The sequence below is a fragment of the uncultured Luteimonas sp. genome, from assembly GCF_947492465.1.
Taxonomy (GTDB): Bacteria; Pseudomonadota; Gammaproteobacteria; order Xanthomonadales; family Xanthomonadaceae; genus Luteimonas.
Genome location: NZ_CANLNF010000002.1, coordinates 294,538 through 313,903 on the forward strand (window position 1 = coordinate 294,538; position 19,366 = coordinate 313,903).

Genomic DNA, 19,366 nt, shown 5'->3' on the forward strand with positions numbered 1-19,366 from the left:
TGCGGAACCCGCGCGGCCGCGATCATCACGCTGTCTGTTTCGCGACCAACGCAGCCGCCGGACTGCGTGCACCACCAGTTGCGCTGCGGCGCAGCAAGCGCCACTGCGGAAGCACGGAAGGAGTTCCGGAAGTGCACGGCACACAACCGCCGCGTGCAGGGCACCGCCGCTCACACTGGCTGCCTGCGACTGCGCTCGACTACCATCGACGCATGCCGCACGCACGAGCCACTGCGCGAGGCGGCCCTTCCCGATCAGATGGAGCATCCATCCATGCGCATGGCGTCCTGGCTGCTGTTGTCGACCCTGTACGCCGGCATCGCCTGCGCAGGCGATCCTGTCGCCAGCGTGCGCGTCGCGTTCGACCGCGCCGGACCGACCGCGATCGAGACCCGGGGCCATGCCGATCTCGCGACCGGCCGCGCCGTCAGCGCCGATGATCCGGTGCGCGTGGCGTCGATCTCCAAGCTGGTGGTGGCGATCGGCGTATTGCGCCTGGTCGAGGACGGCCGCCTGGACCTGGAGGCCGATGTCTCCGATGCGCTGGGCTGGCCGCTGCGCCATCCGCAGTGGCCGCAGGTGCCGATCACCCTACGCATGCTGCTCTCGCACCAGGCCGGGCTGACCGACGCCGCCGGCTACTGGCAGGTGCCGCTGGGCAGCGAGCTGCGCGGCCTGCTCGACGACCCGCGCGCCTGGGATGCCGAACATCCGCCCGGCAGCTTCTTCCGTTACGCCAACCTCGGCTTTCCGCTGGTCGCCGCCGCCATGGAACGCGCCACCGGCGAACGCTTCGACCTGCTGATGCAGCGCCTGGTGCTGCAGCCGCTCGGCATCGCCGGCTGCTACAACTGGGCGGCCTGCGACGAGGCCACCGCCGCGCGCGCGGTCGTGCTGTACGACGATGCGCGCACGCCGGTGCGCGACGACCATCACGGCCGCAAGCCTGCCTGTTCGGTCATCACCGGAGAAGGCGCCGAATGCGATCTGGCGCAGTGGCGGGCAGGCGCCAACGGCGCACTGTTCTCGCCACAGGGCGGATTGCGCATCAGCGCGCGCGACCTGGCGAAAATCGGCCGCCTGCTGCTGGGTGAGGGCGAGGTGGACGGGGTGCGCCTGCTGTCGCCCGCATCGGTCCGCAGCCTGCTCGCGCCGCAGTGGCACTACGCGCCGGGCAACGGGATCGGCCACGAGGAGGACACCGGCGATGGCCAGGGGCTGGCGTTCTTCTGCCGCTACGGACTGGCCGCGCAGACGCTGGCGACGCCGCAGTCCGGGTGCGGCGACGATCCCTTCGGCGACGGCATCGAACGCGTCGGCCACAGCGGTTCGGCCTACGGTTTGCGTTCCGGGCTGTGGATCGATCGCGCGGCCGGCACCGGCGTGGTGTATTTCGCCACCGGCGTACCGGGCGAACGCGGCGATGCGCGCTCGGCCTTCAGCGCGATCGAGGAGCGGCTCGCGCGCGGCGAGTGAGTCCACCACGCCGCGCCGGCGAGGCGGACGCTCATTCCGACCGCGGACTTGCTCGGCGGGCGGCAACGTCGCCATGCCGCTGCAGCCGCCGAGTGGCCCGGCAGTACCGCACCAGCACCGACCGCTTCGCCGTGCAGTCGATAATCGGCTGCGAGGACGCGACGAAACTCCGTCGCTGGCCGGCGCCCGCGGCGTGGCCTGCGCTTGCGCCGCCAGCCCGGTAGAAGTCGTGCGGAAGCTGCGTCCGGGTCCACCCGCGCATCCTGGCAAGGCCCGGTCACGTCCGTGCTACAACGCCGCATCCACGCACGCACGCCACGCATGCCAAGACCCGCCTCCGCTTCCACCGTCCTGCCGCGCCTGGCCGTCGCCTGCCTGGCCTTCTTCGTCGCCGCTGCGGTGGCCCTGCACGTCCTCCGGCCGGAACTCGATCCGGTCCACAGCCAGATGAGCCTGTACCTGATCGGGCCATGGGGCTCCCTGCTGCAGGCCGCCTATGTGGCGCTGGCGCTGGCGATGGCGGGGCTGGCCTGGAACGCCTGGCGCACCGCGCCCTTGCCTGCGCGCAGCGCGGCCCCGCTGCTGATGCTCGGCCTGGGCGGCCTCTGCCTGTGCATCACCGCCTACGCGTGGATGGACCTGCCCGGCGTCGACGCCAGCTTCGAAGGCCTCGTGCACGGCATCACCGCGCAGGGCGCGTTCCTGTTCACCACCACCGGCCTCGTGCTGCAGGCATTGCGGTTGCGTCGCGATCCGCGCTGGCGCCGGCATGCACGCTGGCTGCTGCCGTGGGCACTGGCCTGCTTCGCGGCCATCTGGGTGCTGGCGCTATGGCGCGAGCTGCCTCGCGGCCTGGCGCAGAAGGCGGTGATCGCGCTGATCGTCGGCTGGCTGGGCGCGCTGGCGGCCCTGTCCTGGCGCATCCCCCGCGCGAACGGATCCTGATCCCGATCAGCCCGCGACCGGCGGGTCGTCCTGCTGGCCATAGCGCAACCACAGCGCTGCCGAATGCACGTCGGCGAACACCTGCGCCTCGAGGCCGGACCCGATCGCCGAAAGCATGCAGTGCTCCACCGTGTCGAGGCCACGCGGCTTGACGTGCGCCACGCGCAGCCGGCCCAGGCGCGGCCCGAATTCGGCCACCAGTTCGCGCCAGTCCTCGGCGTCCAGCGGTGGGCCGTCCAGTTCGTCGACCAGCAACAGCAGGCCGGCGCGCTGCGCATCCAGCGCATCGGCGATCGCGCCCCAGTAGCCGAAGGTGTTCTCGCGCGTGTTGGGGCCGCTGACGTGGGCGTGCAGCTCGCCCGCCTCGCGTCGCAGCGTGATGCGCATGTCAGCAGCCATGGCCGCGCCCTCCTTCCCCCGGTGCGACACCGCACCGATGCGTCTTCCCCTTCCTGCAACGAGCCGCGCCAGCGCGCGCTCGCCCCTGTCCTGCAGTCGTGGCGTTCATGTACCTCGCTCCTGAGGTTCCACAGGCCGACATCCTAGATCACCCCGTCCTCACCGGCTCGTTAAGTCCGTCGCCACGCGACGTGCACGGCCCACGCACGCGGCCGAACGCATGATCGCCGGACATCCCCCGCCCCACAGGAGCAACACCATGGACAAGCACGACCAGAACCGCGATCCGATCACCGGCGCACCGGGTTCCCACCCTATCGGCGTCGCCGCCGGTGGCACCGCAGGCGCGATTGCGGGCGCCGCAGTCGGCAGCTTCTTCGGCCCGATCGGCACGCTCATCGGTGGCGGCATCGGCGCGGTGGGTGGCGCATCCGGCGGCAAGGCCATCGCTGAACGCGTGGACCCCACCGCCGAAGTCGAATACTGGCGCCAGGATGCGACCGGCCGCGAGTACTACCGCGCCGACCGCGACTTCGATCGCGACTACGCCCCGGCCTACCGCCTCGGCACCGAGTACCGCAACGAAGCCGGCCGCCGCGACTGGCAGGAGGCCGAGACCGACCTGAAAACGCGTTGGGACCAGACCCGCGGCCAGTCGACCCTGGACTGGGAGGCCGCGCAGCCGGCCGTCCGCGATGCCTGGGACCGGACCGACCGCACCTATGGCGCCTACGAGCAGACCGACCGCCACTTCGGCGAGCAGTACAACAAGGCGCCGTACTACCGCCAGGACTTCGAATACCAGGATTACCGCCCCGCCTATCGCTACGGCACCCAGGCGCGCAGCCTGTCGGGGTCGAGCAACTGGGACGCCGACACCGAGTCGCGCCTCGAGCAGGGGTGGGAACGCGCGAAGGGCGAATCGCGCCTGTCCTGGCAGGAGGCCAAGGAAGCGGTGAAGGATGCCTGGCATCGCGTCGAGCATCGCCTGCCGGGCGATGCGGACAACGACGGCCGCTGACACATCGCGTTGCAGCCTGGACGAAGCCCCCTTGACCGGGGGCTTCTTCCTGTTCCGCCGCGGTGTTTCCCGTTCCGCGGCGCCTCGCAATCCGGGTGCGGCCCAGCCTGCGGCGTCGCGTCGCAGCGGTCACATCCGGATCACCACCGCTGTTCCAACCTGATCACCCTTCCCGTCCCGGAGACATCCCATGTCATTGATCAAGCTCATCGCCTACGGCACCGTCGGCTACATTGCGTGGCGCGCCTGGCAAAGCCACCAGGAAACCCGCGACCTGCGCCACCGGGACGATGGTTCGCGCACGGCGCCGCACGGAGACCCGGTCCTGGCAGGCGAACGCATCGACGTCGCCGAACCGCTTCGCACGGCTGCACATGCCAGCCGCGGCTTCGGCGAAGGTTGAGTCGGGAAGTCGCATGCGCCTGCTCGTCGTATTGACCGCCCTGGCCATGCCCGTCGTGGCCTGGCTGTCCAGCACCGGCGCGTTCGGGCCCGACCAGGGCACGATCTCGGACCGCTATCCCACGCTGCTGGTCGCGGCCGGCTACGCGTTCTCGATCTGGAGCCTGATCTTCCTGCTCGACCTGGTGCACGCCGGCTGGCAGGCGAGCGGCGGCCGCAAGGACGACGCCACGCTGGGGCGCGTTGCGCCCTGGACGGCCGCCGGTTTCTTCCTGACCACCATCTGGATGCCGCTGTTCTCGCAGGAGCTGTTCTGGCTGTGCCTGCTGGTGATCTTCGGCGCGCTGTCGTGCCTGGCGTACAGCGCCATCCAGCTGACGCGGGACCCGACCCCGCGCGAGCGCCAGCGACTGTGGGCCTGGCTGCCCTTGTCGCTGCACGCGGGCTGGCTGACGCTCGCCGCCTTCCTCAACCTGGCCCAGGTCATCGTCGCCTACGAGTGGATGCCGGTGGACCGACAGCTCCCCTGGTCGCTTGCGCTATACGCCGTGGCCGCCATCGTGCTGCTCGCGCTCAACCATCGCATGCGCGGCAACGTGGTCTATGCGGCGGCGGTATTGTGGGCGCTGGTCGCCGTGTACGTGCGACAGTCCGGGCACGAACTTCCCGGGGCGGATACCTCGGCGTGGGTCGCGATCCTGATCGCCGTGGTGCTGATCGTCCAGACGGCCATGCTCAGACTCCGCCATCCCGGAGGCTGGGTGCCCGAGCCAGCACGACGCGTACCGGCCCGGCGCTGACGCCGGGCAATATCGACCCACGCACCAAGTCGCACATGGTTTACGCGTTCAGATGTGGAGCGTGGGCGCCTCGGGTTGACGTGAGGCAGCGGCCAACTCCGCATCTCTCGTCGACCCCGCCTCCATCGCATCAGCGCGATGAGTTGCCAATGGATCCCGGACCGCAAAGCCGAGCGCGATCCGGTTCGCCAGCGCACTGTCGCCCGCGATCACCGCGGCGTAGCAACGGTTGAGTCCGGGATCCTCGAAGGGGCCGGGCGGCGATGCAGCATCGTCCTCCGCGTCCGGAATCGATGGATTCGCCTCACGGCCGCAACGCATCATTGGTCCCGGCGGAGCGCGGGTTTCGATGTTCGGCGAACATCATTTCCACAGTGCCCAGGGCGAACCGGCCCAAGGCGCTCATGGTGTCGCCGTCGACGCGAACGCCCTACCAGGGCAGCGGCGTGCCGTTGGCGTGCCAGAAGCTGCCGGTGTCGGCGAGCGTCAGGGCATCCAGGCGCGCGAGCAGGTTGGCCGCCGCTTCGTCCGGGCCGATGTCGCCCTGCCCGCCCAGCATGTCGGTGGCCACGCGCCCGGGGTGCAGCAGGACAACCGCGATCCCGCGCGGGGCCAGGTCCATCGCCAGCGACTTGCCGATCGCATTCACCGCCGCCTTGGAGGCGCGATAGCCGTAATAGGCGCCCGAACCGTTGTCGGCCACCGAGCCCATGCGGCTGGTGACGATGCCGACTTTCGCGCCCTGCGCCAGGTGCCCCTGCAACGCGGCGGCCACGCGCAGCGGGCCGAGCGTGTTGACCTCGAACTGGCGCTGCATGCGCGCGAAGGCATCCGCGTCCAGCGCGTCCAGCGTTTCGTTGCTGAAGATGCCGGCGTTGAGCACGAGTCCGTCGATCCGGCGATCGCCGAGTTTCGCCGGCAGCGATGCCACGGCGTCGGCATCGGCCACGTCCACGCCGTCGATCACCTGCGCGCCGGTGGCCGCCAGCGCCGGGCTGGTCTGCCGGCAGACGCCGATGACCGAGTCACCGCGTGCCGCCAGCTGCTGCGCCAGCGACAGGCCGATGCCGCGATTGGCGCCGGTGATCAGATAGGTGGCCATGGCGTGTCCTCTTGCGTGGGGGCGCACATTCTAGTCCCGGTGCGAAACGTCTCCATCACCGGTCGCCGACTTCATGCCCATCGCTGTTGCCCATCAATCGATCGCACAACGTCGCAGACGGCGCCGATATCGATTCAGGGCCCGCACTGCCACTGCCCCTCGAAGCTGCGGCTCGCCCCATCGGCCCGCAGGTAGGTCAGCGTCGCCGGACGTGGCGGCGATTCGCCGCCGCCGATTGCCGGGCCGGTCGTCCGGATCCTGAGCGTCATGCCGCGTCCGGTGAAGGTGGGGTTGTCGAGGATGCCGTCGTAGCCGCCCGGCGCCCGCACCTGCTCCACCACGCCGGAGACCTTCACGAGCCCCAGCGCGGGATCTTCGGACGCGACCGTGCCGATGGCGTACAGCAGCGATGCGCCATCGCGCAGGAAGCCGCAGGACAGCTCGCCAGGCAGCGCGGCGTCCGCCACATCCTGTCCGTCTAGCGGGTCGAGCTGGATCGCCGACCCGTCGCCACCGATGGTGTCGCTGTCGGCGGCCGGACCGTCGGAACCTCCATCGACCGGTGGCGCGACAGCCGTGGGCTGCGGCGGCGGCACGGGCGCCGCCTCGACCCCGGCATCCGGCGTGGGCTCGCGCCCGCAGGCGACCAGCAGAACCATCGATGCGAGCGCCGCGATGCGCGGGCAACGACTGCCGGGGATGCGATCGAACAGGGAAACGGGCATGCAGTGTCCTTCAGGCAACGCCAGACATCGGGACGACGCCAGGCGGGCTGCCATCGTGACCACGTCAGTCACCAGGCCACGTGAAGGTCGAAGGCGCCCGAATCACCCACTTCAGCAAGACTTCGCAGCGTTACGCGTCACAACCCGCGATCAGAGGCGCGCCGCCTGCACGTGCATCCAGTCGCGACCGATGGCGCGGCCGAGCGACAGCCAGCCGTGCGCTTCCCAGATATCGAAGAACGTCCTGTACCCGCTTCCACAGAACAGCGCCTGCGGGCAGCGCGTGGTCAGCCCGTTCGGCCCGGCAAAGAAGTCCCAGGCGCAGCCGTAGGCGTGCATCGACCAGGCCGATCCGCCGCGCATGCGGCGATGGCTGTAGGTGCCGGCGTTGCGATCCAGTCCAAGCCGGCGCAACTCGTCGAGACCGTACTTGCGCAGGATCTCCTTCATCGCCGCCGCGGCGCTGTCGGCGCAGCGCGCATGCAGCTGGACGCGCGAGACGCGCTTGCGCAGGTTCCAATCCAGGCGCATCGCGAGCGGCAACTCCACCATCACCAGCTGCCGCTCGACGGCAGGGCCCGGATGTCCGTAATACGCCTCGCACTCCGACTGCTTCGGGAAAGCGCTGTCGATGGTCGGACCGCTGGGCGTGCGATCCAGCACGAGATCGCGTCCGTAGCTCTGGCGATGGTTCCACTCCAGCAGCGCGCCGGCCGTCTGGTTGCCCGCGAACCCGTCGATCGGACCGGGCGCGTGCCCCGCCAGCCTGAGCGCCAGCTGCCCGGCGCCGATGCGCCTGCGCCGGCCCGACCAGGCGGACGGATCGGACGTGCAGTCGTCCGCGTGCGCGGCGAGGATGGCCTCGATGGCGGCGAGGCTCTTCGGACCGATCTCGCCATCGATGGCACCGGCGTAGTGGCCGCTGGCCGCCAGCAGGCGTTGCAGCTCGGTCGGCGTCATGGTGACGGCTCCGCGTGCCCCTGCCCAGGGAACAACGCGCTGCCGGTGCGTGGGCGGACAGCGCCGGCCGGTAACCGAGGCGGCGAACGCTTCGCTGCTAAGATCGGGCCGCGCCCCGGAAGGATCCGGCCCTGGGCGCTACGGCCGCAGGGGGAAGTACGCGGTCCATCGGGGAGTCGGGATCGCCACGTAAATCCAAGGACACCAGAATGACGCGCCTCATGCTTGCGCTCTGCATGGCCGTTGCTGCCTGCCTGTTGCCGATGGCCCAGGCTTTCGCGCAGGACGCCGCCGACCCCGTCTCGCAGCTGCCCTGGCAGCACGGCCCCACCGTCGGCAGGATCGGCGACCGCGCGACGATCAAGGTGCCCAAGGGCTACGCCTTCCTCGGCGCCGACGCGGCGCGGCGCTTCAACGAACTGCTCGAGAACCCGCCCACCGAGGTCGACGAGTACGTGCTCGCACCGGACGATTTCGAGTGGATCGCGTTCTTCAGCTTCAGCGAGATCGGCTACGTCAAGGACGACGAGACGCTGGATCCGGACGACGTGCTGTCCAGCATCCGCACCGGCCTGGAACACGGCAACGAGGAGCGTCGCAGCCGCGGTTGGGAAACGCTGAATCTGGTGGGCTGGTCGTCCAAGCCGCAGTACGACCAGCAGATCCGCGCACTGGCCTGGGCGATCCTGCTGGAGAGCGAACAGTCCGGCGCGAAGGTGGTCAACTACAACACACGTCTGCTCGGTCGGCGCGGCGTGATGGAGGTGACCGTCGCCGCGGATCCCGACGTGCTGCAGCCCGCCATCGCCGACTTCAAGTCGCTGGTGCCCGGCTACACCTATGTCTCGGGTGAAGGCTACGGCGAGTTCCGGCCGGGCGACCATGTCGCCGAGATCGGGCTCGCCGCGCTCATCACCGGCGGCGCCGCGGCGGTCGCCTCGAAGAAGGGCTGGCTGGCGGCCATCGGCATCGCGCTCGCCAAGTTCTGGAAGCTGCTGCTGGTGGGCGTGGCCGGTGCCGGCCTGGCCATCCGCAAGCTGTTCGGCGGCAAGAACAACGCGCGCAAGTGATCCTGCTGGACGCCGAGCTCCTGCTGGCCGTGGCCCTGGTCGCGCTGTACCTGCAGGACTCGGCGCTGCTGCTGCATTTCGACGAAGTGCTGGTCGAAGGCGGCAGCCGCGGATGGCGGGTCTCGGTCGGCCCCGGCCTGGAGTTGCGGGGGCGCTTCCTGTCGGTGCCCAACCCGCTGTTGCCGATGCGCACGCGGTTCCGGGCGAGTTGGCTACACGTCGCCGCGGCCACGCCGGACACCTCCGCCACGCTGGTGCGGTATGCGCGCACGCTGTGGCCGGTCCGGTTCGGATGCGCGCTCACCGGCGTGCTGCTGCTCGGTGTCATGCCCTGGCTGCTGCTGGCCGTGCGCGATCCCACGCAGCTGCTGGCCGCACTGGGCGCGGCGTGGCTGCTGATCCTCGCGATGCTGGCCTACCTCGTGCTGCGCCGGTCGGCCCTGCAGCTCACTCCGCGCCAGCTGACCGGACTGGCGGCGGAAACGCTGCTGTGCCCGCCGCACGCGATCAATCTCTATCGCCGGCTGTGCGCGATGCGCGGCTTCCGTGGCGATCCGATCGCCTTCGCGGCATGGCAGCTGCGCGAGGATGCGCGCGGTCGCCTGCGCGGCGCGATCGATGCGCGGCTGGACCTGTTCGCCCTGGCCGACGAGACCGACGACGAACGCACCGGCCAGCTCAGTGCTGCCCGCGCGCGCGTCGCCGGGCTGTTGCGGTGATGCTCGCCTTCCTCGTTGCCGCCAGCGGCCTGGTGCTGGGTTACTGGCTGGTCAGCGTGTTCCTGTCGACGCCAAAGCCGTCCGGCGCGGAGTCCGGCGACGACCGCGAGCCCGAAGCGCCACATGTTGTCGACATCGGCGCCCGGCACTGGACCGAAGTGCTCGGCGTCGCCGCGGACGCGGACGAAGCGCAGATCACCGCCGCCTACCGGCGCTGCATCGCCGAAAACCATCCCGACCGCGTGGCGACGATGGCCGCGGAGATCCGCACGCTCGCCAGCGAACGGACTGCCGAGATCAACGCGGCGTACGACCTGGCGATGCGGTCCACCAAGCGCTGATCCTGTCGCGCGTCCAGATCGGAGTCCAGCACCGATCGCGGACTGCACGCCTGCACGCACGCTCGCCGCCGGTTCCACATCGGACGACGCGCCCACACGGCCGGAGCGGTTACGATGGCGCGCCCCGTCGATGCCCCGCCCGTGCCGCACGCCACCGGACCCCTGCTGACTCGAGAGATCGCCGATGCCCTGTGCGCGGCACGCGATGCCGGTGCCGGCACGTGGACCGGCTCGCTGGACCTGGGACGCAGCACCACGCAGGCGAACCTCGCCGCGACACACTGGCGCTGGCGGGACCGCGAGTTCCCCTATCCCGAGCGCCTCAAGGACCGCAGCATCCACTACTGGAATGGCGAGGCCTTCGTCGCCGCCTCGCGCTACGGACGGGCGCTGTACAAGCTGGTGCCCACCGCCTGGGGCGCGCCGACCTTCGAGATCGACGGCATCAAGATGCTGCCGACGGCAAAGGTCTCGCCGTTCGAGGACGCGCGCAGCAAGGTCGCACTGATCGACCCGCGCGGCCGCCGCGTGCTCGATACCTGCGGCGGGCTGGGTTATTTCGCCGCGGGCTGCCTGGAGGCCGGCGCAGCGGAAATCGTGTCGTTCGAAAAGAGCGAGGACGTGCTGTGGCTGCGCACGCTCAACCCCTGGTCGCCCGATCCGGACGCACCCGAACACGGCGGCCGCCTGCAGTTGCGGCAGGGCGACGTGTCGCAGGAGATCACGCGCCTGCCGGACGCCGGCTTCGACGCGATCCTGCATGACCCGCCCCGCTTCGGCATCGCCGGCGAACTGTATTCGCAGGCCTTCTACGGCCAGCTCGCACGCGTGCTGCGCAAGGGCGGCAAGCTGTTCCACTACACCGGCAGTCCGAACAAATTGACCAGCGGACGCGACGTGCCGCGCGAGGTGTCGAAGCGGCTGGAGAAGGCGGGCTTCCGCACGCAGCTGGCGCTGGACGGGGTGCTGGCGCAGCGGCGTTGAGCCGCAGGTAGCGCTGCGCGAACGGCGCCTCTGTCCATGGGTCGCCGCCGTACCGGGTGGCGGACAACGATGCACCGGGCGCTCTTTCCGTGGCGGGCATGTCGCCCTCCGAGCAACGGATCTCGCCGGCAAGCTGGGAGAGAAGATGGAACGCCGGCTCCGTTGCAGCAGGAAACTGCGCCGACACTGGTCCCTCTACCTGCTTTGCATCGTCCCGCCGCGCGTACGCGCACACAGGCAATGCAAACTTTGCCAGGCACCGTTCCCCGTGGAGAGATGGCCTGCCTCGCCCGCTTTCAACCGCCTGCGCGCGTCGCCTCCAGCCGCGCCTGCAGCGCGTCGTGCAGGGCCGGACCGGGAGGCAGGCGCAGGCCGAACTCCTCCTGCAGCACCTGCAGCACGGCCTCGGCATCGGCCAGTTCGTGGCGCTCGCTGGGCGCTCCCATGCGGTGGATGGCGAAGCTGCCGTCGCGCAGTGTCTTGCGTACCTGCGGCCCATCGGTACGGGCGGCGCGCAGCTGTCCGATGAAGGGCGACCCTGGGTGGGTGGAGACGTACCAGCTCCCCATTTCGAGGTCGATGTCGAGCTGCCGCTGCAGGTCGAACGTATACAGCTCGCGCCACTGGCCCAGCACCTGGGTCCGGAGGAGATAGCCATCCGCGGTGGCCACGATCCGGTAGGGCTCGTGCGGCGTCGCCTGCGGCTCTTCGCCGTGCAGTCGCAGGGGAGCGGTGGGCACCATGCCGCCGAATCCGACATCGACGACATACGGCTCGCCGTCGACCTTCACCAGCAACAACAGATGCGTCCGCGCCAAGGGCGCGTCCCCCTCGATCACGCGCCCGGCCAGCGCCGTCGCCTCGAAGCCCAGGTGCTGCAGCAGCGCCAGAAACAGGCGGTTGAGTTCGAAGCAGTAGCCGCCACGCCCGTCGCCCAGCAGCTTGCGCTCCAGCGTTGGCAGGTCCACCGGTACCGGGCGCCGCAGCAGGGTATCGATGGTCTCGAACGCGAATGCCGAAGTGTGGCGCAGCTGCAGCGTCTGCAGGGTTTCAAGCGTGGGCGGTGGAGGCGTGCGGTAGCCGAGCCGCGCGAGGTAGGTGGCGGGGTCCTGGAGTGTTGCGGTCATGTTGGTGGGGGATGTCAGGTGAGGATGGAACGCTAGAACTTCGACCCCAGGTGATGTCAACCCATCCGCCAGGTGCACAGCCTGGAACCTGGGCCCGTTCTCCCTTCGCGTGGTGCAATGCCTGGTTCCAGCGGGGCGCTGATCGCCAGCCGTAACAGGCATTCGTTACGCGTGCCTCACCCCTGCGCCGCCAACTGCGATTCGATCTCCTCCAGTCGCCGCCCGCGCGTCTCGATCCCGTGCCGCAGCAGCATCCAGCCCGACAGCGCCATGGGCAGCGCGATCAGCAGCGCCGACCACGCGAAATGGTCGAAGAAGCCGACCACGCCCAGCCCCGCGCCGAGGATGCCGCCCGCCTTCGAGCTGGCCGCGACCACGCCAGAGCCGGTGCCGCGCAGGCGCACCGGGTAGATCTCGGCCGCGTACGGGATCAGCATCGCGATCACGCCGCTCACGCTGACCAGCAACGCCACCGTTGCGGCCACCACCGCGCCCGGCGCACGCACCTCGGCAAAACCCATGGCCGCGAACGCCAGCAGCGACAGCGTCGTGGCCGCGATGAACAGCACCAGCGCGCGCACGCTGCTCCAGCGGTGGTACAGCCAGATCACCACCGCGATGCCTGGCAGCGCCAGCAGCGCCGAACGTGCCAGCACCGCGCTCGCGCCCGCCGCGTCCACGCCCAGCTCCACCAGGTTGGTCGGCAGCCACAGCAGGAAGCCGAAGTTCGCCAGTCCCCAGGCCACGCCGCACACCAGCAGGCCGGAGGTGATCGGCCGGTGGCGCCCGTGCATCAGCGCGCGCAGGCCGCTGACCGGGTGCGATTCCTCGATCACCGGCGCGCCGGGATGCGCGGCGTCGTCCACCTCCACCGCGTCGTGCCGCTGGCCCGCGAACCGCCGTAGCACTTCGCGCGCCGCCTCGTGCAGGCCGGCGTTGGACAGGAACCGCGGCGACTCGGGAATCCAGCGGTTGAGTACGATGATCACCGCACCAGTGGGCAGCCCGAGCAGCCACAGCACGCGCCAGCTGAACATCGGTTCCAGCCACGCCGCCGCGCCCGCCGCCAGCAGGTAGCCGGCCGACGTGCCCACCCCGCCCAACGCCACCAACAGCCAGCCGCGGTGCGCGGCCGGCACGGTCTCGGCCATCAGGGTGAAGGTGATCGGCAGCAGGCCACCGGCCGACGCGCCCATCAGGAAGCACATCGCCAGGTTCCATTCGAACGTCGGCATCGCGCCGCAAATCGCGGTGCCCATGAACATGAGCGCCGAGAGCAGGATCGCCGCGCGGCGCCCGGCGATATCGGCGATGCGTCCCCACACGATCGAGCCGACCGTGGTGCCGGTGAGCGCGAACAGCGCCAGCAGGCTGGCGCGCGAAGTGCCGATGTCGTATTCGGCGCGCATGCCGGGCATCACGAAGCCGAGCGTAGCCGGCTTCATCACGTCCACCGCCAGCGCCACGATCAGCACGAACACCAAGGTGGCGTGGGCACGGTTGAGCGGCACGCCGTCGGCGACATGGAAATGCAGGTGCGCGCCCGAAACCACGGCGCCGCCGCCGGGCAGGCGCGGCAGCATGCCGAACGCCGACAGCGCCAGCCCCATCGGGATCGCGGCCATGCCCAGCCACATCTCCGTGGTCATCGGCATGCCCACCATCTGCCAGTGCGTGTGCTGCCCCATCAGGAACATCGGCGCATGCGCGAACACCCCGCCCACCAGCAGCGCACAGCCAAACCAGAACACAAGCGGGTGGCGGAAGGACAGGCCGTTGGTCATCGGGGCGTGCGGGGACTGAGGAGCGGTGCGCAAGTGTGCGCGAGCGCGGGCACATTCGCATCCCTCGAATCGGGACGGACTCTTCATTTGGGCCGGCCGGGGGTGAGCTGGCGTACGTCGGATCTCGACTAGGATCCTGGCCCTCAAGCTCCCGGGTTCCCGGGTTCGGGGTAACCTGGACAGGGATCTCCAGGGGTGGCGCCGCATGGCGACGGGCGAGGACTGGTCACGGCTGGAAGTGGAAGCGTGCGTCGCGGACTACCTGCACATGCTGGAGTTGGAACTCAATGGCCAGCAGTTCAACAAGTCCGCGCGCATCCAGGCCTTGATGCAGAAGCTCGACGGGCGCAGCAAGGCGTCGGTGGAGTACAAGTTCCGCAACATCAGCGCGGTGATGCAGGAATTGCAGTGGCCCACCGTCAGTGGGTACAAGGCCTTGGAGAACTACCAGTTGCTACTGCTTGAGGTCGTGGAAGCGCAACTGCGCCACAGGCCTGCGCTGCAAGTAGCGGCCGAGCACGCGGTGACGCGACCGGCAGCGGTCGCGGAAACTGTAATCGTCGAGCAGGTCTGGATCCCGAAGCCGAAGCCCAAGCGCCTGAAGGAGGCGCCGCCGCAGTATGCGCCACGCTTCTCTCCCGCCCGCCGCGACTACCTGGCCCGCGAGTCACACAACCGCTCCCTGGGCAGGGCAGGCGAACTGTTCGTCATGGAGTTGGAAGCGCAGCGCCTGCACGCCGCCGGCCGCAAGGTGCTGGCCGAGCGTGTCGAGCAGGTGTCCGAAACGCAGGGCGACGGCTTGGGCTTCGATGTGCTGTCCTTCGAGACGGACGGCCGCGAACGCCTGATCGAGGTCAAGACCACGGCCTTCGGAGAACTCACACCATTCTTTGTGTCACGCAACGAACTGGCCCGCTCCAGCACCGATGCCGAACGCTACCAGCTGTATCGCGTGTTCGATTTTCGGCGACGGCCGCGGGTGTTCAACCTGCCGGGAGCCATCGAGGGGCATTGCCAGTTGGATGCGACGACGTTCCTGGCGCAACTGGCAGACTAATTCTCGCCAGACGCCCGGAATTCGTGCCTGAACCCAACCACGTTCCTACCCATCCTTCTCGCTTGTGGCGAGGCGTCACACCAGACTGTGAGCCTTGAGTACACCCGGCTCCTTAAGCTGCTCCTGGACCAAAACTACACCTGGCCCCGTTAGCCCGCGGGGAGGACTACGAGCTGACACGCATCGACATTGGATGGGGCTAACAGGCCTGCGAGAGGTACGCAGGGAATGTGCCAAGCCCCATTGACCTGCCCCCTCCTACCGTTCCTTACGAGAGCTATCGGGAGAAGTGAACCTGACCCCGATACCATGGCCCGAAGGACCGGGCTCACTCGAACCTGATTCCCGAGAGTCGTCAACGCTTCGGAAAGTCGACTCTGACCCCTGTTTCCGTCATCGGGGCGTGCGGGGACTGGGGAGCGGTGCGCAAGTGTGCGCGAGCGCGGGCACGTCCGCATCCCTCGAACCGGGACGGGCTCTTCATTTGTGCCGGCCGGGGGTGAGCCGGCTTGCGTCGGACCTTAACTACCTCCGTCCCCCTGAGGCTGTCCCACGTCAGCGCACGGACGCAAGGCCTGGACAACATGCCGTTGCGGGCGACGTATGGACTCAGAGATCACAGTTGGGCGACAAGCTCACGTCCCATCGCCCAGCTGCAGCCTGCATCCGTTGCACCATCCGGTCGATCGAGCCCCACACCCGGAGACCAGGAGAGTCCGCCTCAACGTTTCGCAGCCCCAGAAACTCGTGAAAGGCGTGATCGAGCTCCGAGGGTTCTTCGCCTACGGCTTCCCAATGCTCGGCGCACAGGGGGGGGCACACCGATCTGCTCGGCCACGAACTGGTCGCCCCAGTCCAGGCACCGCCGAATGGCTCCCTCCGCCTGCGGGTCCTGCCCCGAAAGCAACAGCCGCCCGGTTGTCTTGAAGTTGCCGGCGTCCCGATACATGTACTCGAATAAGGTGAACTTGGGCTCCATCCGGGGGTCTCCTTGGCAGGACCGCCCAGCCTGGGTCGCGGCGGTCTCAGCGCCTGCGAGGGCTCGCGGCCTCCGGGCTAAGTTGCTAGCCTGGGCGCGATGACGGGACTCCACCGCGGTCTTTACGAGCAGCTGATCACTGAAGGCCTCGAAGAGGCTCTCTCGGTGTTGGAATCCACACAACGCGCAGAGCGGGTGGACCTCCATCCGGCCGAGGCGGCGGATCGAATCTCCTTCCATCTGGCCGCCCTGGTCCGGCGAAGCGTGGCGGCGCTGGATGCCAAACAGCGCGCGGAGGTGGGCGCCAAGCTTGCGCGGGAGGTCGTCCGATTGCTGACCGCGCAAAGCAAAGGCATCGATGCCTCGGATGCCCTGTCTGAAAACTCGGACGTCCTGCGGTCGATTGTCGGTCTGAAACCGGATGGGCAGCCGGAGTCGATTCCCCTGCCCGCCACGCCCCTGCTCGATACGGCCCTGCTGACGAATGCACCAGGCGAGCCCCGGATCGGGTTCCAGCTGAGTTCGGAGGTACCGTCCGCGGACCGCATCGATATCCTGATGGCGTTCGTGCGCCAGACGGGCATCCGCCCAATGCTCGACCTGTTGCGCAGACACGTTGACGAAGGGCGCGCGCTGCGCCTGCTCACGACCACCTACACCAACTCCACCGAACTGTCGGCACTAGAGGCCCTGCGTGACCTGGGTGCGAGCATCCGCGTCTCTTATGACGTTTCCAGTACCCGACTGCACGCCAAGGCCTGGCTGTTCCATCGCCATACGGGGTTCTCCACCGCCTACATCGGCTCATCCAACCTGACCCACTCAGCGCAAGTCACGGGACTGGAATGGAATGTGCGAGTCTCCGGCGCTCGCAACCCGGATGTCATCGACAAGTTCTCGGCCGTGTTCGAAAGCTACTGGCAAAATGAGGACTTCCGAGAGTTTGATCCCGAAGAGTTCCGAGCCCTCGCCCGGACTCCGGACTCAGGCCAAAGGGTCTACCTGAGTCCGGTCGAGATCCGTCCGGAGCCATTCCAGTCACGTTTGCTCGAACTGATCGAGCTCTCCCGCCTGCAGGGACACCATCGGAATCTGCTTGTCGCCGCGACGGGAACAGGCAAGACCGTCATGGCGGCGCTTGACTACCAGCGTCTGCGCAAGCGGCTGCCGCGGTCGCGACTACTGTTTGTCGCCCACCGCAAGGAGATCCTCGACCAGAGCCTCGCAACCTTCAGGCACGCCCTGCGTGATGCGGCGTTTGGCGAACGATGGGTTGGCGGCGAGCGCCCTGCCCGGTTCGAGCATGTCTTTGCGTCGATCCAGAGCCTGAGCGCCAGCGGACTCGACAGCCTGCCTCGCGACCATTTTGATGTGGTGATCGTCGACGAGTTCCACCACGCAGCGGCCCGTACCTATCACGAACTTCTGGAGCATCTGCTGCCACGCGAGCTGCTCGGCTTGACCGCGACGCCCGAGCGCAGCGATGACGAGCCGATCCTCCATTGGTTCGGCGGGTGCATCGCGGCCGAGCTCAGGCTGTGGGATGCAATTGACCAGCATCGCCTGGTGCCGTTCGCGTATTACGGGATCGCGGACGGCGCCGACTATCGGCAGGTCGACTGGCGCCGGGGTCGTGGATACGATCTCGAGCAGCTCAGCCAGCTCGTGACCGGCAACCATGTCCTGGCTCGCCGAATCATCTCCAATACACTCGAGACGGTCACCGACCCCGAGCGCATGCGCGCCCTTGGCTTCTGCGTATCCGTGGCGCATGCGCATTTCATGGCGGATCAGTTCAACCGGGCAAACCTCCCAGCGATAGCGGTGTCCGCACAGACACCGCCCCAGGACCGTGAACAGGCCTTGCGAGCGCTCGCCACGCGCGAGGTTCGCATCGTGTTCTCCGTAGACATCTTCAACGAAGGCGTCGACGTCCCATCTGTCGATACCTTACTGCTCCTGCGCCCGACGGACAGCCCGACGGTATTTCTACAACAGCTTGGCCGTGGCCTGCGTCGCACGCCTGACAAGACGGTCTGCACGGTGTTGGATTTCGTCGGCCAGCATCGCAAGGAGTTCCGGATGCATCGGCGCTATGCCGCTCTGCTGGGCGGCAGCCGGAGGCAGGTCGAGCGCTCCATCGAGCAGGGGTTCCCCTACTTGCCGAGCGGGTGCCATATGCAGCTGGACGCCGTGGCCACGCAGCATGTGCTGGACAACATCCGCGAAAGCATTCCGACCACCTGGCCAGCCCGTGCCCGCGAGCTCAGGCGGGTTGCCGAGGCAGACCCGGCAGTCACGCTCAGGAATTTCCTTGAGCAAACCGGAATCGAGCTCGAGGAGGTCTACGCCAACAACAGAAGCTGGTCGGATCTACTCGAGGCCGGTGGGGTTTCGACGCTCCCTGCCGGTCCGCACGAGCCGGCATTGCGACGCGCCATTGGCCGGCTGCTGCATCTGGACGATTCGCTGCGCATCGATCAGTACCGCGCCCTTGCCGAAGCGGCGACAGCGCCCGACGTCGCAACGATGGATGCCCGGACTCGCCGCCTCTTCCACATGCTCGCAACCGTGATGACCGAGTCTGTATCCAAAGGCGAAGAGACCTTACAGGACGCGGCCGAGCTGCTTTGGGCACACCCGCAGGTGCTTGCCGAACTTCGCCAGCTTGTCGATGTGCTGGGCGACAGGATCGATCATCTGCAACAGGCACTTTCGACGCATGATGATGTTCCGCTACGCGTCCATGCCCGGTACACGCGCAGGGAAGTGCTGGCGGCATTCGCCACGGAAGACATCCTGAAAGTCCCCGAATGGCGCGAAGGGGTGCGTTGGCTGCCCGAAGCCCAGGTGGACCTCCTCACGATCACCTTGGACAAGACCGGGGACCGCTTCTCGCCCACCACCCGCTACCGCGACTATGCGATCAGCCCCACCTTGCTTCATTGGGAGAGCCAGTCAGGGACTCGGGAAAGCAGCGAAACCGGGCAGCGGTACCAGACGCATGTAAGCCGTGGCACGACAGTGCTGCCCTTCGCACGCCTGACCCCCGACGACCGAGCCTTCTGGCTGCTTGGCCCCGCCAGCTACGTCAGTCACGAGGGCGAACGCCCCATGGCCATTACCTGGCGCCTGGCGCATGAGCTGCCAGGCGACCTGTTCGCACGCTTCGGTGCTGCAGTCTCCTGAGATCGGTTCCGTTAAGGCTGAAAAGTCGACTCTGACCCCTGTTTCCCGCCCGGCTCTTACAGCGACGCCGCATACATGGGGATGGTGGATGTCATCGGTGTAGCGGGCGATCGGCCCATGCGCGTGACGTTCCAGCTGAGCGATAGAGTTCCCGAGGCGGTCATGAAGCAGCTAGGAGAAGGGGGTCATTCCCCGCAAGCCCGAACTGCTCAATTGGTTGGGTCCACCGGCAAGTTCGCTCGTGAGCGTCCGGAAGATCGGGAGTGTGCTTGTTCGGGTTCGCAGA

The 19,366-nt window shown here is 68.4% G+C and carries 17 protein-coding genes; 11 read left to right on the forward strand and 6 right to left on the reverse strand.

The features are described from left to right. Positions 1-273: 273 nt before the first annotated feature. Both Q0863_RS06375 and Q0863_RS06380 read left to right on the forward strand, forming a co-directional pair. A complete protein-coding gene (locus tag Q0863_RS06375) occupies positions 274-1,476 on the forward strand; it encodes a serine hydrolase domain-containing protein (protein WP_298576552.1) in 1,203 nt (400 codons plus the stop codon). A 321-nt stretch (positions 1,477-1,797) separates the two neighbouring features. Beyond that, entirely contained in the window at positions 1,798-2,421 is a 624-nt protein-coding gene (locus Q0863_RS06380; protein ID WP_298576554.1) for a DUF998 domain-containing protein, read from the forward strand. Positions 2,422-2,427: 6 nt separating this feature from the next. Here Q0863_RS06380 and Q0863_RS06385 read toward each other — a convergent pair whose 3' ends face one another. Beyond that, complete coding sequence (locus tag Q0863_RS06385; RefSeq protein WP_298576556.1) at positions 2,428-2,820, reverse strand: hypothetical protein; 393 nt, start codon at positions 2,818-2,820, stop codon at positions 2,428-2,430. Positions 2,821-3,079: 259 nt separating this feature from the next. Between Q0863_RS06385 and Q0863_RS06390 the strand changes: the two genes are divergently transcribed. From Q0863_RS06390 to Q0863_RS06400, 3 genes are all read left to right on the forward strand, one after another. After that, positions 3,080-3,841 (forward strand): hypothetical protein, encoded by a 762-nt coding sequence (locus Q0863_RS06390; RefSeq protein ID WP_298576558.1) that lies wholly within the window; start codon positions 3,080-3,082, stop codon positions 3,839-3,841. A gap of 190 nt (positions 3,842-4,031) precedes the next feature. Then, positions 4,032-4,244, forward strand: coding sequence for a hypothetical protein (locus Q0863_RS06395; RefSeq protein WP_298576560.1), 213 nt, complete (start codon positions 4,032-4,034; stop codon positions 4,242-4,244). A gap of 13 nt (positions 4,245-4,257) precedes the next feature. After that, positions 4,258-5,043: a hypothetical protein gene (locus tag Q0863_RS06400; RefSeq protein ID WP_298576562.1), complete on the forward strand. Its 786-nt coding sequence runs from the start codon at positions 4,258-4,260 to the stop codon at positions 5,041-5,043. A gap of 430 nt (positions 5,044-5,473) precedes the next feature. Here Q0863_RS06400 and Q0863_RS06405 read toward each other — a convergent pair whose 3' ends face one another. The 3 genes from Q0863_RS06405 to Q0863_RS06415 form a co-directional block, all read right to left on the reverse strand. Beyond that, the gene (locus Q0863_RS06405) at positions 5,474-6,145 is read right to left on the reverse strand and encodes an SDR family oxidoreductase (RefSeq protein WP_298576564.1); all 672 of its coding nucleotides are present in this window, start codon (positions 6,143-6,145) and stop codon (positions 5,474-5,476) included. A 134-nt stretch (positions 6,146-6,279) separates the two neighbouring features. After that, the gene (locus Q0863_RS06410; protein WP_298576566.1) at positions 6,280-6,870 is read right to left on the reverse strand and encodes a hypothetical protein; all 591 of its coding nucleotides are present in this window, start codon (positions 6,868-6,870) and stop codon (positions 6,280-6,282) included. A gap of 150 nt (positions 6,871-7,020) precedes the next feature. Further along, the gene (locus Q0863_RS06415; RefSeq protein ID WP_298576568.1) at positions 7,021-7,830 is read right to left on the reverse strand and encodes a hypothetical protein; all 810 of its coding nucleotides are present in this window, start codon (positions 7,828-7,830) and stop codon (positions 7,021-7,023) included. Positions 7,831-8,039: 209 nt separating this feature from the next. On the opposite strand from Q0863_RS06415, the gene Q0863_RS06420 reads away from it, so the two are divergent. The 4 genes from Q0863_RS06420 (at position 8,040) to Q0863_RS06435 (ending at position 10,944) form a co-directional block, all read left to right on the forward strand. Then, positions 8,040-8,900 (forward strand): DUF2167 domain-containing protein, encoded by an 861-nt coding sequence (locus Q0863_RS06420; protein ID WP_298576570.1) that lies wholly within the window; start codon positions 8,040-8,042, stop codon positions 8,898-8,900. Beyond that, positions 8,897-9,619, forward strand: coding sequence for a hypothetical protein (locus tag Q0863_RS06425; RefSeq protein ID WP_298576571.1), 723 nt, complete (start codon positions 8,897-8,899; stop codon positions 9,617-9,619). Before Q0863_RS06420 ends, Q0863_RS06425 begins: the two co-directional genes overlap by 4 nt. Continuing rightward, complete coding sequence (locus Q0863_RS06430; RefSeq protein WP_298576572.1) at positions 9,619-9,960, forward strand: DnaJ domain-containing protein; 342 nt, start codon at positions 9,619-9,621, stop codon at positions 9,958-9,960. Before Q0863_RS06425 ends, Q0863_RS06430 begins: the two co-directional genes overlap by 1 nt. Before the next feature lie 114 nt (positions 9,961-10,074). Continuing rightward, positions 10,075-10,944 (forward strand): SAM-dependent methyltransferase, encoded by an 870-nt coding sequence (locus Q0863_RS06435; protein ID WP_298576574.1) that lies wholly within the window; start codon positions 10,075-10,077, stop codon positions 10,942-10,944. Positions 10,945-11,240: 296 nt separating this feature from the next. On the opposite strand, the gene Q0863_RS06440 is transcribed toward Q0863_RS06435, so the two are convergent. Together Q0863_RS06440 and Q0863_RS06445 are read right to left on the reverse strand one after the other, a co-directional pair. Then, the gene (locus Q0863_RS06440) at positions 11,241-12,071 is read right to left on the reverse strand and encodes an arylamine N-acetyltransferase (RefSeq protein WP_298576576.1); all 831 of its coding nucleotides are present in this window, start codon (positions 12,069-12,071) and stop codon (positions 11,241-11,243) included. A gap of 176 nt (positions 12,072-12,247) precedes the next feature. After that, positions 12,248-13,855: an MFS transporter gene (locus tag Q0863_RS06445; protein ID WP_298576578.1), complete on the reverse strand. Its 1,608-nt coding sequence runs from the start codon at positions 13,853-13,855 to the stop codon at positions 12,248-12,250. Positions 13,856-14,060: 205 nt separating this feature from the next. On the opposite strand from Q0863_RS06445, the gene Q0863_RS06450 reads away from it, so the two are divergent. Both Q0863_RS06450 and Q0863_RS06455 read left to right on the forward strand, forming a co-directional pair. Beyond that, positions 14,061-14,912, forward strand: coding sequence for a DUF3883 domain-containing protein (locus Q0863_RS06450; protein ID WP_298576579.1), 852 nt, complete (start codon positions 14,061-14,063; stop codon positions 14,910-14,912). A gap of 1,078 nt (positions 14,913-15,990) precedes the next feature. Further along, positions 15,991-19,080 carry a DUF3427 domain-containing protein gene (locus Q0863_RS06455; RefSeq protein WP_298576582.1) on the forward strand — a complete coding sequence of 1,030 codons (3,090 nt, stop codon included), beginning with the start codon at positions 15,991-15,993 and terminating at the stop codon, positions 19,078-19,080. The last annotated feature ends 286 nt before the right edge of the window (positions 19,081-19,366 follow it).

Excerpts from the sequence above, each read along its gene's own strand:
- Q0863_RS06450 (WP_298576579.1), top strand. The coding sequence starts at position 14,061 with ATGGCGACGGGCGAGGACTGGTCACGGCTGGAAGTGGAAGCGTGCGTC.
- Q0863_RS06375 (WP_298576552.1), top strand. The coding sequence starts at position 274 with ATGCGCATGGCGTCCTGGCTGCTGTTGTCGACCCTGTACGCCGGCATC.
- Q0863_RS06435 (WP_298576574.1), top strand. The coding sequence starts at position 10,075 with ATGGCGCGCCCCGTCGATGCCCCGCCCGTGCCGCACGCCACCGGACCC.
- Q0863_RS06420 (WP_298576570.1), top strand. The coding sequence starts at position 8,040 with ATGACGCGCCTCATGCTTGCGCTCTGCATGGCCGTTGCTGCCTGCCTG.
- Q0863_RS06385 (WP_298576556.1), bottom strand. The coding sequence starts at position 2,820 with ATGGCTGCTGACATGCGCATCACGCTGCGACGCGAGGCGGGCGAGCTG.
- Q0863_RS06405 (WP_298576564.1), bottom strand. The coding sequence starts at position 6,145 with ATGGCCACCTATCTGATCACCGGCGCCAATCGCGGCATCGGCCTGTCG.
- Q0863_RS06390 (WP_298576558.1), top strand. The coding sequence starts at position 3,080 with ATGGACAAGCACGACCAGAACCGCGATCCGATCACCGGCGCACCGGGT.
- Q0863_RS06440 (WP_298576576.1), bottom strand. The coding sequence starts at position 12,071 with ATGACCGCAACACTCCAGGACCCCGCCACCTACCTCGCGCGGCTCGGC.
- Q0863_RS06455 (WP_298576582.1), top strand. The coding sequence starts at position 15,991 with ATGACGGGACTCCACCGCGGTCTTTACGAGCAGCTGATCACTGAAGGC.
- Q0863_RS06400 (WP_298576562.1), top strand. The coding sequence starts at position 4,258 with ATGCGCCTGCTCGTCGTATTGACCGCCCTGGCCATGCCCGTCGTGGCC.
- Q0863_RS06415 (WP_298576568.1), bottom strand. The coding sequence starts at position 7,830 with ATGACGCCGACCGAGCTGCAACGCCTGCTGGCGGCCAGCGGCCACTAC.
- Q0863_RS06395 (WP_298576560.1), top strand. The coding sequence starts at position 4,032 with ATGTCATTGATCAAGCTCATCGCCTACGGCACCGTCGGCTACATTGCG.
- Q0863_RS06410 (WP_298576566.1), bottom strand. The coding sequence starts at position 6,870 with ATGCCCGTTTCCCTGTTCGATCGCATCCCCGGCAGTCGTTGCCCGCGC.
- Q0863_RS06430 (WP_298576572.1), top strand. The coding sequence starts at position 9,619 with ATGCTCGCCTTCCTCGTTGCCGCCAGCGGCCTGGTGCTGGGTTACTGG.
- Q0863_RS06445 (WP_298576578.1), bottom strand. The coding sequence starts at position 13,855 with ATGACCAACGGCCTGTCCTTCCGCCACCCGCTTGTGTTCTGGTTTGGC.
- Q0863_RS06380 (WP_298576554.1), top strand. The coding sequence starts at position 1,798 with ATGCCAAGACCCGCCTCCGCTTCCACCGTCCTGCCGCGCCTGGCCGTC.